Annotated in this window: 17 protein-coding genes and 2 pseudogenes; 12 read left to right on the forward strand and 7 right to left on the reverse strand. The window is 66.0% G+C overall.

Going from position 1 to position 14466, the window contains the following annotated elements:
- On the forward strand, positions 1-390 hold the full coding sequence (locus C8N38_RS16460; RefSeq protein ID WP_108028240.1) for a Rid family hydrolase: 390 nt from the start codon (positions 1-3) through the stop codon (positions 388-390).
- 164 nt (positions 391-554) lie between these two features.
- Positions 555-797, forward strand: coding sequence for a hypothetical protein (locus C8N38_RS16465; RefSeq protein WP_108028241.1), 243 nt, complete (start codon positions 555-557; stop codon positions 795-797).
- A gap of 42 nt (positions 798-839) precedes the next feature.
- On the opposite strand, the gene C8N38_RS16470 is transcribed toward C8N38_RS16465, so the two are convergent.
- Positions 840-1115, reverse strand: coding sequence for a hypothetical protein (locus C8N38_RS16470; RefSeq protein ID WP_108028242.1), 276 nt, complete (start codon positions 1113-1115; stop codon positions 840-842).
- 196 nt (positions 1116-1311) lie between these two features.
- Here C8N38_RS16470 and C8N38_RS16475 point away from each other — a divergent pair, with 196 nt between their 5' ends.
- A complete protein-coding gene (locus C8N38_RS16475) occupies positions 1312-1752 on the forward strand; it encodes a DsrE family protein (RefSeq protein ID WP_108028243.1) in 441 nt (146 codons plus the stop codon).
- A gap of 309 nt (positions 1753-2061) precedes the next feature.
- Entirely contained in the window at positions 2062-2526 is a 465-nt protein-coding gene (locus C8N38_RS21440; protein ID WP_158272372.1) for a cytochrome b, read from the forward strand.
- Here C8N38_RS21440 and C8N38_RS16485 read toward each other — a convergent pair.
- From C8N38_RS16485 to C8N38_RS16495, 3 genes are all read right to left on the reverse strand, one after another.
- The gene (locus C8N38_RS16485; protein ID WP_108028245.1) at positions 2510-3295 is read right to left on the reverse strand and encodes an alpha/beta fold hydrolase; all 786 of its coding nucleotides are present in this window, start codon (positions 3293-3295) and stop codon (positions 2510-2512) included. The two genes, C8N38_RS21440 and C8N38_RS16485, sit on opposite strands and share 17 nt — an antisense overlap.
- Before the next feature lie 135 nt (positions 3296-3430).
- A complete protein-coding gene (locus C8N38_RS16490; RefSeq protein ID WP_108028260.1) occupies positions 3431-4273 on the reverse strand; it encodes a DMT family transporter in 843 nt (280 codons plus the stop codon).
- Positions 4274-4619: 346 nt separating this feature from the next.
- Complete coding sequence (locus C8N38_RS16495; protein ID WP_215731166.1) at positions 4620-5210, reverse strand: cupin domain-containing protein; 591 nt, start codon at positions 5208-5210, stop codon at positions 4620-4622.
- Between C8N38_RS16495 and C8N38_RS16500 the strand changes: the two are divergent.
- The 8 genes and pseudogenes from C8N38_RS16500 to C8N38_RS16535 all read left to right on the forward strand — a co-directional run bounded on the left by C8N38_RS16500 (position 5187) and on the right by C8N38_RS16535 (position 10680).
- Positions 5187-6100, forward strand: a pseudogene (locus C8N38_RS16500) (LysR substrate-binding domain-containing protein). The gene C8N38_RS16495 and the pseudogene C8N38_RS16500 overlap by 24 nt on opposite strands.
- A gap of 252 nt (positions 6101-6352) precedes the next feature.
- Positions 6353-6685, forward strand: a complete 333-nt coding sequence (locus C8N38_RS16505; RefSeq protein ID WP_108028247.1) for a trypsin-like serine protease — start codon at positions 6353-6355, stop codon at positions 6683-6685.
- Positions 6686-6826: 141 nt separating this feature from the next.
- Positions 6827-7009 carry a hypothetical protein gene (locus C8N38_RS16510; RefSeq protein WP_108028248.1) on the forward strand — a complete coding sequence of 61 codons (183 nt, stop codon included), beginning with the start codon at positions 6827-6829 and terminating at the stop codon, positions 7007-7009.
- Positions 7006-7284 carry a hypothetical protein gene (locus C8N38_RS16515; protein WP_108028249.1) on the forward strand — a complete coding sequence of 93 codons (279 nt, stop codon included), beginning with the start codon at positions 7006-7008 and terminating at the stop codon, positions 7282-7284. The genes C8N38_RS16510 and C8N38_RS16515 overlap by 4 nt, the downstream gene beginning before the upstream one ends.
- 71 nt (positions 7285-7355) lie before the next feature.
- Positions 7356-7565 (forward strand): hypothetical protein, encoded by a 210-nt coding sequence (locus C8N38_RS16520; protein ID WP_108028250.1) that lies wholly within the window; start codon positions 7356-7358, stop codon positions 7563-7565.
- Between the two features lie 3 nt (positions 7566-7568).
- A complete protein-coding gene (locus tag C8N38_RS16525) occupies positions 7569-9614 on the forward strand; it encodes a phage tail tape measure protein (RefSeq protein WP_108028251.1) in 2046 nt (681 codons plus the stop codon).
- A complete protein-coding gene (locus C8N38_RS16530; protein ID WP_108028252.1) occupies positions 9614-10339 on the forward strand; it encodes a hypothetical protein in 726 nt (241 codons plus the stop codon). Before C8N38_RS16525 ends, C8N38_RS16530 begins: the two co-directional genes overlap by 1 nt.
- The gene (locus C8N38_RS16535) at positions 10336-10680 is read left to right on the forward strand and encodes a hypothetical protein (protein WP_146176300.1); all 345 of its coding nucleotides are present in this window, start codon (positions 10336-10338) and stop codon (positions 10678-10680) included. The genes C8N38_RS16530 and C8N38_RS16535 overlap by 4 nt, the downstream gene beginning before the upstream one ends.
- 699 nt (positions 10681-11379) lie before the next feature.
- Here the strand turns inward: C8N38_RS16535 and C8N38_RS21195 are convergent.
- From C8N38_RS21195 to C8N38_RS16545, 3 genes and pseudogenes are all read right to left on the reverse strand, one after another.
- On the reverse strand, positions 11380-12279 hold the full coding sequence (locus C8N38_RS21195) for a hypothetical protein (RefSeq protein WP_146176301.1): 900 nt from the start codon (positions 12277-12279) through the stop codon (positions 11380-11382).
- Between the two features lie 506 nt (positions 12280-12785).
- Complete coding sequence (locus C8N38_RS16540; RefSeq protein ID WP_108028254.1) at positions 12786-13799, reverse strand: COG3904 family protein; 1014 nt, start codon at positions 13797-13799, stop codon at positions 12786-12788.
- Between the two features lie 535 nt (positions 13800-14334).
- A pseudogene (locus C8N38_RS16545) lies at positions 14335-14466 on the reverse strand (IS5/IS1182 family transposase); the annotation flags it as partial.

Here is a 14466-nt window from a genome sequence, read left to right on the forward strand (position 1 = left end):
TTGGCCCGCCGTCTGATCTCGACCGGATCGCCCTTCGAGGCGAAGATCGGGTATTCCCGCGCGGTTGACGTCGACGGCTGGGTCTTCGTGGCCGGGACGACCGGCTATGACTATGCCACCATGACCATGCCCGCCGCGGTCGAGACCCAATGCGCCAATGCGCTGGCGACCATCGCGGCGGCGCTGGCCGAGGCGGGGGCCACGCTCGACGACGTGGTGCGGGTCCGCTACATCCTGCCCGATCCGGCCGACTGGCCCGCCTGCTGGCCGGTCGTGTCCGCGGCCTTTGCCCGGGCCCGGCCCGCAGCCACGATGATCTCGGCCGGGCTGCAGGAGCCCGAGATGAAGATCGAGATCGAGGTCACTGCCCGGCGGATCGCCGCGCCCTAGGGGCCGATGCCCTGACCCGGCTCCCCTGGACCCGAAGCGCCTGACCCGACTGCTTTTGCCCGACCGCTCACCGCTTCGTGACGCACCGTGGCCGCGGCCGATGCATCCGCCGGGGGCTCGGCTGCGTAGTGCCCTTGCGTGACCCATGAAAAGGGAGGGATCTCATGGACCGTCTGAGCCTGCTTCTGACCCCGATGACCGGGGCCGTCATCACCGGGATGCTGGTGATCGTCATGTTCTCGCTGGGCTTTTACAGCTGGATCTCGGTCGCCATCGGCGCCGGGATCGGCTGCATCCTCGCCTGGCCCTCGGCCTATGTCGTCTCGCGCCGGATCAAGCAAGCCGATCCGCGCTGGCCGACCCGCGCCGAGGCCGACCGCCTGCGGGGCGGCCTGCCCGAAGTCTGACCGACCGTCTGATTGGCCCCGGCAGGTGCGCTGTCGGGGCCTCTAGTCGGCGCCTCGGGCAGCGTCGGGATGGGCGATCAGGAAGGCGTGCAGCACGCCGTAAAGGGCGCGCGCGCCGTCCAGATCGTCGGCATGCAGGGCGGCACGGATGTCGTCGCAGATCATGGCCGTCACCCGCTGCGGGCCGTTATGGACATGCATGAGATACTCGCCCAGCAGCGAGGCATCGGCCTCGGGGACATGCTCGTGAAGTGCAATGGCCGCGATCTCGTCGCGGGTCAGGCTGGTCATGTCCTCGATATCGTCGAGTGAAATCATCCCTGTCTTCCCCTGATGCGTGCGGCCAAGCCTACCACCGATACCGTGCCGTCCGTTTGATTCCGGTCAAGTGCTATTCCGCGCGTCAACTCCGGCCTCGGCCTTGTCTCCGCGTCTCTGTGCCTTAGTCACTGCCCGGTCCGGCCCGGCGGTCTATTCCCTTTAGGCAAGAGTTTCGAGAACAGGGAGAGACCTCATGACACCCCGAAAAACGACCCTGATCGCGGCGGTCGCACTGGCGCTGGCAGCGGCCCCGGCGGCGGCCAGGGATGTGCGCAGGCTTGTCACCGTGCTGACCGATCCGAACCCGCAGACCCAGCTGATGGGCCTTGTCCTGACGCTGCAGGCGCTCGATCGCGGGACGGCGGTCAGGGTCCTGCTGTGCGGGCCCGCGGGCGATATCGCGCTGGCAGACCCGCCCGCACCGGCCACAGCGCCCCAGCCCCCGGCGGGGTTAAGCCCGCAGACCGCCCTTGCGGCCGCCATCGGCAAGGGGGCCCGGGCCGAGGTCTGTGCGATCTATCTGCCCGGGCGGGGCGCCGGACCCGAGGCGCTGATCGAGGGCGTGGGCGTCGCGAAACCCGATGCCATGGCGCGCGATCTGCTGGACCGCCAGAGCCGGGTCTGGTCGTTCTGAACGGCCGCGCCGGTCGGCGCGCCCGGTGGCGCCCCTGCGCCCCGGACGGGCGGGATGCTTCGCCAAGCCGCACTGCCCGCCGCGCGGAATTCCACTACCTTTGCGGGCGTGAGCCTTGCCGCCGTCTCCGCCCCGGGCGACGGCACGCCGATGCCGGGTCCCGCCCATTGCGGCAGCGGGGAGGGCGGTGGCCGTGCCGGTGTTCTGGCGAATGGCGCAGGCCATCTTCCGACCGCCCGCGACGCCGGCGGTCGTTTCGGGCAAAGGACCATCGGAGGGCCATCGATGTCGGTCAAGGGCTATTCAAGGATGCAAATCCGCCTGCATTGGGCGGTGTTTGGGCTGGTCGTGGTGCAGTTCCTGTTCGGGGACGGCATGGGCCATGCCTTCGGGCAATACATGGATACGGGCGAGAAGGGCTTCACCCTTCTGGTGGGGCTGCACATCCTGATCGGGCTGTCGATCCTGGTGCTGGCCTTCTGGCGGCTGGGGCTGCGGTTCCTGCACGGGGTGCCGGCGCCCGATCCGACCCATTCGCCCGCGCAGATCCTGCTGGCGCGGGTGATCCATGGCGGGCTTTACGTGCTGATGGTGGCGCTGCCCGTCTCGGGCATGCTGGCCTGGTCGCTGGGCTCGGGCCTGGCCGCGGGGCTGCATGCCGGGCTGCGCGTGATCCTGGTGCTGCTGATCCTGCTGCACGTGGCGGCCGCCCTGATGGGGCAATACGTCAAGAAGGACGGCACGCTGACCCGGATGCTCAAGGCCGAGGGCTAGGCGCCAGGTCGAGGAAGGCGCGCACCGCCGCCTCGAACTCTCTCGGTTTCTCGGCGTGGAGCCAATGCCCCGCGCCGGGGATCTTCGCAAAGCGCGCGGCCGGGAACAGCGCCTTGATCCGGTCGCGATGTTCGGGGCGGATATAGGTCGAGTTCGCCCCGGCCAGCACCAGCGTCGGGCCGCCGAACTGCCCGTCGATGGCCTCGGGCCAGTCCATGATCCGGGGCATCTCGGCCTCGAGCGTGTCGAGGTTCAGCCGCCAGCGATGCGGCTTGGACCGCAGATCCAGCGATTGCAGCAGGAAGGCCCGGGTCGAGGGATCCTCGACCGAGGCGGCCAGCGCCCGGTCGGCGTCGCCGCGCCGCTCGATGGCGGACAGGTCGAGCCCGCGCATCGCATGGATCAGCCCGACCTGGGTATGGTCATAGGCCACCGGCGCGATGTCGGCCACGATCAGCCGGTCGACCAGCCCGGGGCGGGTCAGCGCCAGTGCCATCGCCGCCTTGCCGCCCATCGAATGACCCAGAACGTCGGCGCGCCCGCCCTCGGCCTCGATCACCTCGGCCAGATCGGCGGCCAGCTCCGGATAGCCGTGGGTCGAGGTCCAGGGGCTGTCGGCATGGTTGCGCATGTCGACCGCGACCACCCGGCGGCTGTCGGACAGCCGGCGGGCGACGGCCCCCCAGTTGCGGGCCGACCCGAAAAGGCCATGGACGATCAGAAGGGGCGGGGCGGCGGTGGCGTCGCCGTGAACATGTGTCGCGAGCATGGGGCAGAGATAGCGGCCCCCCGCGCCCGGGACCAGTGCCTTGCACCGCCCGCGCAGCGATCCCGGGGCGGGGGCCCCGCGCGGGCACTGCACGATTTCCGCCGACGCCCCCCGGGCCGATCGAGCCGGTCGGTCCTAGCGCGGTTTCGCGGTCCCGGTCCCGCGCCAGAGGATGAACAGGCCCGACACGAGGATGAGGGCCGAGCCGACGAGGGTCGCGGCGCCCGGACGTTCGCCGAAGAGGGCGACCCCGAGGCCGATGCCGAAGAGCAGCCGCGTATAACGGAACGGGGTGACCGCCGACACGTCGCCGGTGCGCATCGCCCGCATCAAGAGCCCATAGGCCGCCACGCCGACCAGCACCGCCCCCAGAAGACACATGGCAGCTTCGGGGTCCGGCAGGATGAACCGTGTCCCCTGCAAAAGCGAAAAGATTGCCCCCGCCGCCAGGGCGGCCAGGAAGCCGTAGACTCCGAGGATCGAGGTCGACAGCGACCGGGGCGCCGCGCGGCTGGCCAGATCGCGCCCCGCGAAGCCGATCATTCCGAGCACCGCCAGGACCGAGAGCAGGGAAAACTCGTCCGTCCCCGGCTTGACGATCACCAGAACGCCGGTCATGCCAAGCAGGATCGCCGCCCATCTGCGCCAGCCGACCCGCTCGCCGAAGAGAACCGCCGCCCCGGCCACCACCAGAAGCGGGGTGGCCTGCAGGATGACCGTGGCGGTCGACAGCGGGATCAGCGCCAGCGCGAGGACGTAGAAAAGCCGCCCGGCGACCTCGAACAGCACGCGAAGCAGCATCGGCCGCGAGACGGCGTCGGCGCTGACCAGGCGCTGCCCGCCGAGCCGGGTCAGTCCCGCGAAGAGAAGCGCGCCCCCGAGGCCGAAGAGCATCAGGATCTGGCCTGGCGGCAAGGTTTCCGATGCCGCCTTGATCAGGGTGTCCTCGACGGCGAAGCCCGCCATGGACCCGATCATGCAGGCCCCGCCCAGCAGGTTCTGGCGGTGATCCGCGACAATGGTCTTCACGCTCGGTCCTTCCTGCAGCCCCGAGCGGTGCCGTTTGCCGGCCCCTTCCTTCGGGCGGGGGCCATGATCGGGCGTTGCCGCCGGCTTTGCAACACCGGCGTCCCGCCAGGTCCGCATCGCGCCAGCGGTCCTTGCGCCGCGGCGGCGGCCGGTCGGCGGCCGGTGCCGGGGTGGGAAAGCCCGCCTGTGGGCGCTTCTGGCGCCGCCGGCTCCGCGGCGCCCCTGAGCTTTTCGCGGGGCCGAAGGACGCGTTACCTGACCCGAAAGAGCCTTCCCACAGGGCGGGCCACGGCCGTCAGGCCGCCTTGTCCGCCCGCGCCGGCACGAAGCGCAGGTCGAAGCGGGCGGCGAGCGCGTCCAGGGCCTGCGGGTTTTCCGGCGTTTCGGTCTCGACCGCCGAGAAGAAGCCCTCGAAACCGCCGGGCGTCATCACGACCATCAACCGTTCCGGCGCGGCGCCGATATTCTCGAAGCGGTGGACCGCGCCGCGCGGGATCGCGATCACGCCGCCCGCCCCAGGATCGACGCGGATGCCGTTGCACCAGAAGGCGAACGCGCCCTCGAGAACCCGGAAGAGTTCCTCCTCGCGTTCATGGACATGCAGGGGCGGGCCGGAGCCTTTGGGCACCTCCGCCTCGAAGACGCCAAGGCGTCCGGCGGTATCCCCGGATGCGAGGCGGATCCTGTGCGGCCCGAAGCCATGCGCGATATGGCCGGCACCCGGGGCCGAAAAGACGGACTGGTCGGAGGGGTTCATTTGCGTCTCCATCAGGATTTTCTTGCTCCAGGCCAGCGATTTGATCCTTTTCAGGAGGCCGATAAACGGGGTCCACTTGGCATGATTGTCCGGATGAGCTGACAAATGAAGACGGTCGATCCTCTGCATGGCGTGGCGGTTTTCCTCGCGGTGGCCCGACACGAAAGCTTTACCGCTGCCGCCGACGCGATGGGCCTGACCCGCTCGATCGTCAGCGCGCAGGTGGCGGATCTGGAGGCGCGGCTCGGGTTGCGGCTGTTCCACCGCTCGACGCGCCTGGTGCGCCTGACGCCCGCGGGGCAGGTCTGTCGCGCTCGTCTGGACGATCTGTCCGAGCGCGTGGCGACGGCCGAACGCGCGGCCCGGGCCGAACATGCCGCGCCCGAAGGACGGCTGCGCATCTCGGCGCCTCCGGATTTCGGCCAGCGCTATCTGGTGGGCCGGGTGACCGAGTTTCTGGAAGAGCATCCGGGGATGCGGATCGAGCTCGATCTTTCGAACGTGGCCGGGAACCTGATCGAGCGGCGCTTCGATCTGGCCATCTGCGGCACGCTCGAGGTCGCGCCGCCCCTGATCGCGCGCAAGCTCGGCGCGTCGCCGCTGCTCTTGTGTGCAGGTCCCGGCTATCTGGCCCGGCGCGGACCTTTCCGGACGCCCTCCGACCTGGCCGGCCATGACATCCTGCATTTTTCGGCCCTGCGCACGGGGTGGATCCGGCCATTGATGCGCGGCGCCGACCGGATCGACGTACGGTCGCGCCGAGGCTGCAATCGAACGAGGGCTGGGCGCTTCGGATGGCGGCCGAGGCAGGCGCCGGCATCTGCCAGCTGCCGGGCTTCCTGGTGGGCAACGCGCTGCGGTCGGGTGCTCTGGTGCCTGTCCTTCCCGACTGGAGCGCGGGCGAGGTTCCGCTGCATGCGGTCTATCCCGACAATCGCCTGATCGCCGAGCGCGTCCGCACCTTCGTCGACTTTGTCGCCCGAAAGTGGAAAGCGGACCCGGATCTGGCTGGCGGGTAAGTCGGGTCGGACGCCCGCCGTCCGCCACGTGCCGTGCGCGCCATATCCGTTTTCCGCCAACCCTTCGAAAGAAAACGCAATGCGGCAACCGGCATCCGGGCCGCTGGCACTTTGCATCCGGCCGGATCATGCGCCGCGCATGCGAGGGAGGGGGGCTGGTGGCGCCAGAGCAGGTGTCCGCGGATATATTGCTGGACGCGTGGAATCGGTATGTATCTTAATTAATTCAACTCGAAGATTTCAGGTGCCTCGATGCCCGTCCCGGCCTCGCGTTCAGTGGGTCTTTTTGTTGTGGTCTTTTCATCAGGCGCTGCCCTGGCGCAGGACAATTGCCGGGATACGGCCGAGGGCCGCATTTGCAGCGTGCAACAGCCGATCACGTCCGGCACCCCCGTGGATCCGACCACGCAGCACCGGCTTGGCTTGATCCGGGTCAACAACGGCTGTTCGGGCCGTTTGCTCAATCGCAACTGGGGGCTGACCGCGCGGCATTGCGTGACGACGGACGGCCGGGTGTCCGGACCACTGATGGCCCCCGATCAGGTCTCTGTCTCCGCCGCCTGGGCTTCACGAAGAACCTGGTGACGATCCTCGCCGAAAAGTGCCTCGCCCTGGCCACCTATCGCCCGGGCGCCTTCATCTACGGCGATTTCGGCCGCGAAGACTGATCGGCTCTCCGAGGGGGCAGGCAATCCGCCCTCTTTCCTGAGCCGATAGGAGGACGACATGCCGACATACACGGTCCTGCGCCAGCATCTTGGCGAGCGCATGTATCTGGAAGGAGAGATGCGCGAGGCTGCCGAGGCCGAGGTGGCCCATCTCATCGCCGCTGGCGTGCTGGGCGCGCCAGATCCCGAGCCTGAGCCCGCCCCCAAACCGCGCCGCACCCGTAAGGCGGGCGACGCATGAGGGCGATCCCGGTTCTGGTGACGCCGCCCGCGCGGCCGGTGGTCTCGCTGGAAGACGCAAGGGCGCATCTGCGGATCGCCGACTATCTTGGCCCCGAGCTCGGCCCGGTGCTGGGCCGGGTGATCTCGGCTTGCGGCTTCCTGACCGATCTGGCGAGCGAGGCCCCCGCGCCGGGAAAGCCCGAGGGGGCCGAGGCGGCGAACGGGTCGGCCGGGACGGGCGCGGCGAGCGTGTCGGGCAAGGCCTGCCCCCCGCGGGCTGGTTCGATCTGCTGAAGGACTATTGCGCGGCCGGGTTCGATCCGGCCGCCTTCTGGTCCCTGACCCCGGGGCTTTACCGCGCCCAGATGGCGGGCGCCGCGGCCCGGGCGAAGGTGGGTCATCACCGCGACCGCTGGCTGGCCTGGCATGTCGCGGCCCTGACCCGGACGCCCGACTTCCCCCGGGCCGATGACTTCATCCTGCCGCCCGACCCTAGGCGCGAGGCGCCGGTGATGATCCTGCGCGCGCGGGTCCTTCACGCGCGGTTCGAACAGCAAAACCAGAGAAAGAGGTGATCCATGGCGCTGAAGGCGGTGATCGGCGCGCTGCGCGTCAACCTGGGGCTCGACTCGGCCGAGTTCCGCAACGGGCTCAAATCGGCCGATGACCGGTCGAAACGCTTCGCGCGCACCGTCACGGTCGGGCTGGCGGGGGCGGTCACCGCCGCGACCGGGGCGCTTGGCCTGATGACCAAACAGGCCATGGGCGCGGTCGATGCCCAGGCGAAGCTGGCGCAATCGCTCGGGACCACCGTCAAGTCGGTGCAAGTGCTGAGCCGGGCGGGCGATCTCTCGGGTGTCGCCATGGGCACGGTCGAACAGGCCACGAAGGACCTGACCCGCCGCCTCAGCCAGGCCGCGACCGGCACCGGCCCCGCGGTCGACGCGCTGAAGCGGCTGAACCTCACGGCCGGGGATCTGCTGGCGATGCCGCTCGATGCCCGGGTCGAGGCGATCAATGCCGCGATCCTCGACTTCGTGCCCGCGGCCCAGCAGGCGGCCGTCGCGGGCCAGCTCTTCGGCGAGGAAGGCTCCATCGCCATGAGCCGGATGGATCCGGCCACCCTGCGCCAGGCCGCCCGCGACGTCGAGGACTTCGGCGTCGTGGTGTCGGAACTGGACGCGGATAACATCGAAAGCGCCAATGATGCGGTCTCGCGGCTGGGGCTGGTCGCGACGGGGCTTGGCAACAGCCTGGCCGCGGCCGCCGCCCCTGGGATCGAGCGGCTGGCCAACGGCTTTGCCGATCTCTGGCGCAAGGGCGCGCCGCTGGCCTCGGCGCTCGATCTGGTGCTGACGAACCTCGACCGGGTCGCGGCCTATGCCGGCACGGCCGCCACGCTGATCGCGGGGCGGTTTGCGGCGAGCTTTGCCGCCGCGACCGTGGCGGCCGCGGCGCTGAACGCAAAGCTCCTGCTGACCCGGGCCGCGCTGATGCGCACGGGGATCGGCGCGCTGGTGGTCGGTGCGGGCGAACTGGTGCTGTGGTTCGGGCGGCTGGTGACGGCGGCGGGGGGCTTTGGCGCGGCGCTGGATCTCATGAAGGATGTCGCGGCCGAGGTCTGGGACCGGATCGTCATGGGGCCGGAGCTGATGCGGCTCCGGATGGAAGAGCTCGGCGCCCGGATGAAGGCGATCTGGGGCGATGTCATGGTCTATCTGCAGGAGAAGTGGTCGGGGTTCCTGGCGCGCTTTGCCGATCTGCCGGACATCCTGCCCGGCGCGGCGGCCCTGAAGGAGGCGGCGGACGGCGCGGCCGAGGGGCTGGCGGCGGCGAAAGAGGCCGCGGCGGCAGCGGGCGACGAGGCCAAACGGCTGAAGCGCGAGGCCAATGGCGTGGCCGATGCGATGATCCGCACGCCGCTGGCCTCGATGGCGGCGCTGAAGGAAACGCTGGCCGGGGTCTCGGACGAGGCGGGCAATACCGCGACCAGCCTCGCGCGGATCGGCGAGGCGGCCAATGACGGCGCCGGGATCGACAAGCTGAAGACGACGACGAAGGATCTGGCCGACACCGCGAAGGCGACCGGCGACAGCTTCAAGACCTTCTTCAAGGATCTGGCCAAGGGCTCGGGCGACGCGGGCGACGCGATCTCGGCCTTGGCCGACCGGATGCTCGACGATCTGCTGGACCGGGCGCTCTCGCCGGTCTCGACCGCGATGGGCGGCTTCTTCGACAGCCTCTTCGCGGGGATGTTCGGCGGTGCGGGCGCGGGCGGCGGCGTGACGGTCAACGCGCTTGGCAATGTCTTCGAGGGCGGCCGCATCCGGGCCTTTGCCGCGGGCGGCGTGGTCGACCGGCCGACCTTCTTTCCGATGAAGGGCGCCACGACCGGGCTGATGGGCGAGGCAGGCCCCGAGGCGATCCTGCCGCTGACCCGGCTGGGCAATGGCAAGCTCGGCGTCGCCAGTCTTGGCGGCGGCGGGTCTGTCCGCATGGGCGATGTGCATGTGTCGGTCGCGGGCAGCACTGCCAGCCCCGAAGAGATCGCGGAAGTCGTGCGGCGGGTGACGCGCGACGAGGCGCAGCGGGTCTATGCCCGCCAGCGCCGGGAGGGCGTCTGATGGCCTTCCCGCCTGAGGCCGTCCGCATCGCGGGCTTCACGCTGCGCCAGATCTCGTCGGCGATCCGCACCCAAAGCCCCTACAGCTTCGCGCAGACCGCCTATGACTTCATGGGCGGAACCTGGGCGGGCGGTATCGTCATCCTGCGCGTTCCCGCGCCGACCGAGGCGCCAGCGGATGCCACGGCAGAGGCCGCCGGGTCTCTCGGTCTTGCGGGCTCGGCCGCGGCCACGGCCGAAGCGTCCGGCGCCGTCTCTGGCGGCCTTCGCGTCCAGGGGGGCGCGACAGCGACCGCGCGCGCCGCAGCTGCGACCGCCGGGGGCATCGGTCTCGCCGGGGCATCGTGGGCCGCGGCGGTGGTCAGGGCGGCGGCGGCCGACACGCTCCGGCTGGACGGGGCCGCCGTCGGCGTCACGCAGGCCGGTGGCGGGATCGGGCGGGCCTCCGGCAGGGCAGCGCTCGCGGGCAGCGGGGCTGGCACCGTCAGGGTCGGCGGCGCGGCCTCCGGAGCGGTTCCGCTGGCGGGCCATGCGGCAGGGGCGGCGGCGGTCTTGGGGGCCGCTGGCGGGGCGCTCGACCTGGCGGGGGCTTCGGCGGGCATCGCCGCCGATCCGTCGCCGCCGCCCGACGCGGTGCTGATCCGCGCGGCCGGAGAGTGGAGAGCGCAACGGGCCGCCGGTCGCTGGCGGCAGAACGGGGTAACGGGCAGATGGAGGGCCGCATGAAAACATGGGTATTCGACGGGCTGCGGCTCGCGGTGGATGTGGCGATAGACGCCGGAGCGCAGATCGCGGAGCTGACCGGCGGCAGCGCCGAGGCGGTTGCCCGCCGCGAGTTCTCGGGCGGCATCGTCACGGGCGCGGCCACGATCACCGGCGCGGCCGAGCTCGCCGGCCTCTTCCCGCCCGGCGCGCTTGCGGTCGGGACGTGGCTTGTGCAGGGGTCGACGGCGAGACGCAGACGGTGTTCGAAGACCGTATCGCCGTGGCCGAAAGCCTCGTGGCATGAGGGTACGGGCCGGGATGCGGTAGGACCTTGGGCGGGGAACGGACGTTCGAGTTCTTAGCTCATTATCGCGCGGGCTTCCCCGAAGCGGACCTTAACGGCACCGCAATCGCTCACGCGGCGGTCCTTGGCGAGCTGGCGGGGAAGCCGACCTTCGCGGCGGCCTATACGAACGGTGGCGAAGCGCAGGAACCTGACCCTCAGCCTCGCGACCCGGACGGCAGCAAGGCGCAGGAAGCGGGCCTACAATCACACGGAATGTGACGCCTAAAAATGTGGAATCGCGAAAACCCTAATGGCGCCGATGGAAAAAACCAACAGGAGTGAAACATGCTCCTCTATGTACTTTGCAAGTATTGAACTATTGGGCCTGTGTTTTCGAATTGCGTTGCCAATTGACGCACATATTATCAACCACAGACTCATAATGCTGACGAGCGCCGGAGGGAAGAATAATATTGATAGTTGCGCAGGCTGTTCCAGAAAGCCCCTTGCGTAGAAAGTAGTCGTTCGATCAATTGGCCAAAGACTCACCTCAGGATTTCCAAGATATGCAATGCAAGACTCGTCGTTCCCGAGAGATGTAGAGATTAATTCTCCGGATTTATTCTTGCGTACGAAAAGAATATTTCTGTACAGCGTGTCAACACCTATAAGTTCGTAAGTCTTGATGGAAATAATCTGACCGGAGAGCAGCGGGTAAAAGCTATCTTCTATATTGTCATAAAAGGTCCATACACTCGAGAAGTAAGAGAAAATATTAGGCTTGAGGGGGGGATTGGCGAACTTGAAGTATTCTACGGTAATGAGTTGCTCCATCTAAATAAGAAGCATCAAATCCAAGATACTTCTCACCCTCAGATAAACTTATTGGCTCAACCTCTACTTCTTCATATTCGGCATGGCCCAAAAAGAGCGAGATGACCGAACTCAGGGGGATTTTTTCTGTCGACTGGATGGTTAGAACTGGATGACCAGTCGGATAGGCACTGACTGCGACGACATTGTTGCCGAACAGGCTCGCCTCAGTGGTGACTACTGCTGACCCGTACTTGGTGTCTTCAGGAGGTTTTAAAAAATAAGCCGTAAGGAATAAGTAGCATGAAACAAAAGCAGCCAAGGTGAACACACCGATCTTCAGGGACAGGAAGACATCCCCAAGGAGAATGAACGCTGAGCTTGCTAAACTTTTTGAGTCCCTTGCAAGTTTAATAAAGGTAGAAGTTTGCCAGATAGAGAAAAATGTTGCCGCGATTATTGCGAAAATAGTTGCTACACCTAAGTCAGAGCGAAGCATGTCTGTTAATGAATAAATGCTCACTTCTGGGTTAAGCGTCTCTGCCAAGAGGTACACTCCGACCGGCAGCGCAAATAGGATCAAGGATCGTTCGGCAACTATAAGAGCGACGCCACGTGCAGTTAATCCTTTGATTGAGTAAAACTCAGAGGCCACTTCAAGTGCAGAAGGAATTGACAGGGGTTCGTTATATATAATCCTTAGCCTTTTTCTTGTCCTTAAAATGTGCTGGTCTATTGATATTGCAGCAATTGCGACGACGAGCAAAAATGTTCCACCCATCTCCATGATATCAATTATCAAACCGTCCATTGGTTCCTCGAAATATTTTGATTCGGTGGTGTTGAAAAGTGTATCGCTCATTATACAGTAGTGGGTGGACGCGATGCGCGCTAAAATTGGCGCCTTTTCAAGGGACTGAAGCAAGTCGTCGCGGTGCCTTTATTTAAGTCGATTACGTCCGCATCGCGCGGACAGATAATGCGAAAAATTTATTAGGTCATGTTCGCAGATAACAGAACCAGATGTTCCTCTCCTGATGATCGCATAGAGCCGCGCCACTCTCTTCATGGTCGCCGACCGACACCGCAGCCGGCAGCTCTGGGTTGGCTGCGGTCATCCGGCGTGCTCGACATGAACGGCCGCTATCGGCAGGGAGCGCCCGAGTCGGCAGCGCCAGGCGCTCAGGCGCCATGCTGCGCCGCCGCAGGTCCGCTCCAAGCCCTTAGTGACGGATGCCGCACCACGCCTGAAGGACGCGGATCGCACTTAGTCGACATTGCTTAGCAAGATCACAGTGACGCCAGGCGAGGTTTGTTCCCAAAAAGGGGGCTATACCGCTTCGAGCCATCGCCTTCCCGGAACACCGCTCACGTCTTGCAAAGTGTGTTGAAGAAGGTTTGTAATTCCTCTTTGCCACCTTCAGTTGAAACAGACGATATTCCGAGGAATACAGGCGCCTCATCACAAAACCTGATCCGCACGCCAAAGCTTTCTGAGAAGGCGATTGCACGAGCCTCCTCCTCCGTGATCCGCGCGAGCACGTTCGTATAAATGCCGCTCACTTGGCGCTCGCACCTCTGCGAGATGTCAATTCGAATATCCTCTCCGTTCACAACAATCTCGACCAAGCCAAAACTCATCAGTTCATGTTCTCTGCCCTGAGACTCGATAACGGCCCAGAACATGAAACCTGTCCCTTTTGCATAGCAGAGCATGACTTTGTGGTGCCCGTATAGCGAGTCACGCTCGCCCCGGACGTACATGATGTGATTGCGCGCCTGAAGGGTCCATTCCGCTTCGGTTTCACCATCGGTAATCACCTTGAGTGCGCGGAGCTTTTCTTCGTCTACCGTGTCAATTTCCGTACTGGATGTGGCAGATGAGAGCTCAAGGAAGTCAGTGGATACCCCCATGTCCTCCACATAGCTCGCTATTCTTGCTGAGAGCACTTGTGACCGGCCCACATCATCTGGAGACGGATTTCGGAACGAGAACCGATGGACCCCAAATCTCGATCCATTAGGAAGATAGCGCAGTCGGCCACCGAGGTACACCAGCGTGGCTGCGCTAGCACAAGTGCCAGCGATGTGCTTCCGAGGCAGAATATAGGAAGGGTCTTGGTCTTGGTCCAATACATACGAACCCACCGATGTTGAAAACCAGCGTTCGCGAATAAGGCGACCGATGCCAATCGCCGCTTCAACGTCGCCGCCCACCGAGTCGATATATACGGTCAAGCGTGGCGGAGGCGTGACCTTAGTCAGAAACTCGCGAAACCGAGCATCGTCACCTGCCTCGATTCTTCCGATCGCGTTGATGTAGTGGAAGCCGCCAAACAGCCGCTCAGCGTCAGTCTGAGGCTCTGTGAAGTGAAAATCCACTAGCCGCTCCGTGAGAGTTCCCGAGGGAAAGAGACTATCCAGTAGGGTTCACGACATACAATATCGAATTCTTCGTTTTCGCGGCCGCGTGATTAGCTATCGTTCGTCCCTGCGGGGTGCAGGTCGGGATCGTCCGTACTGCGCGGCATTGCGGTCGCCTGCGCTGTAGCAGCGAACGTTTCCTGTGTCCCGCTCTCCGGACCCTATCGGCTCCAGGGCGTGCTGCAACCGCAATGAACGGCCGCTTTCGTGATTCCGCAGGCGGCTGAGGCCGGGGCGTTCAACGGCGGCTCTCGGCAGCAAGCGTCCGACGCCCCCTGATGGGCCCTTAGATTCGACGAGTCGATCAGACCGCGGTCTGATCCGCTGCCACCGAGGCCAGCCCGTCAAAGATCCCGGCAAACACGACGACCCCGCGCCAACGCCTTCACACGTTGTAGAGTGTCTCGGGCGGGCCAAGTTCCGGTGGAGCATCGCGCCAGGCGTTGTTGCAGAACGTCGGCCTGAGGTGTGAGTGGCCCTTTCCCGTCGGTGCTCAGGCCACGCGGACAACCTCGGCGGTGCCGAGTGCATTGAAGCGATTGATAAGGGCGGCCCGGATGTGGATTTCGGCGGTTTGGCGATCGGGATCCCGCGCGGCGATGCGCTCACCGAAAGCCGTCAGGCA

This window comes from Rhodovulum kholense (genome assembly GCF_003053725.1).
GTDB classification, from domain to species: Bacteria; Pseudomonadota; Alphaproteobacteria; order Rhodobacterales; family Rhodobacteraceae; genus Rhodovulum; species Rhodovulum kholense.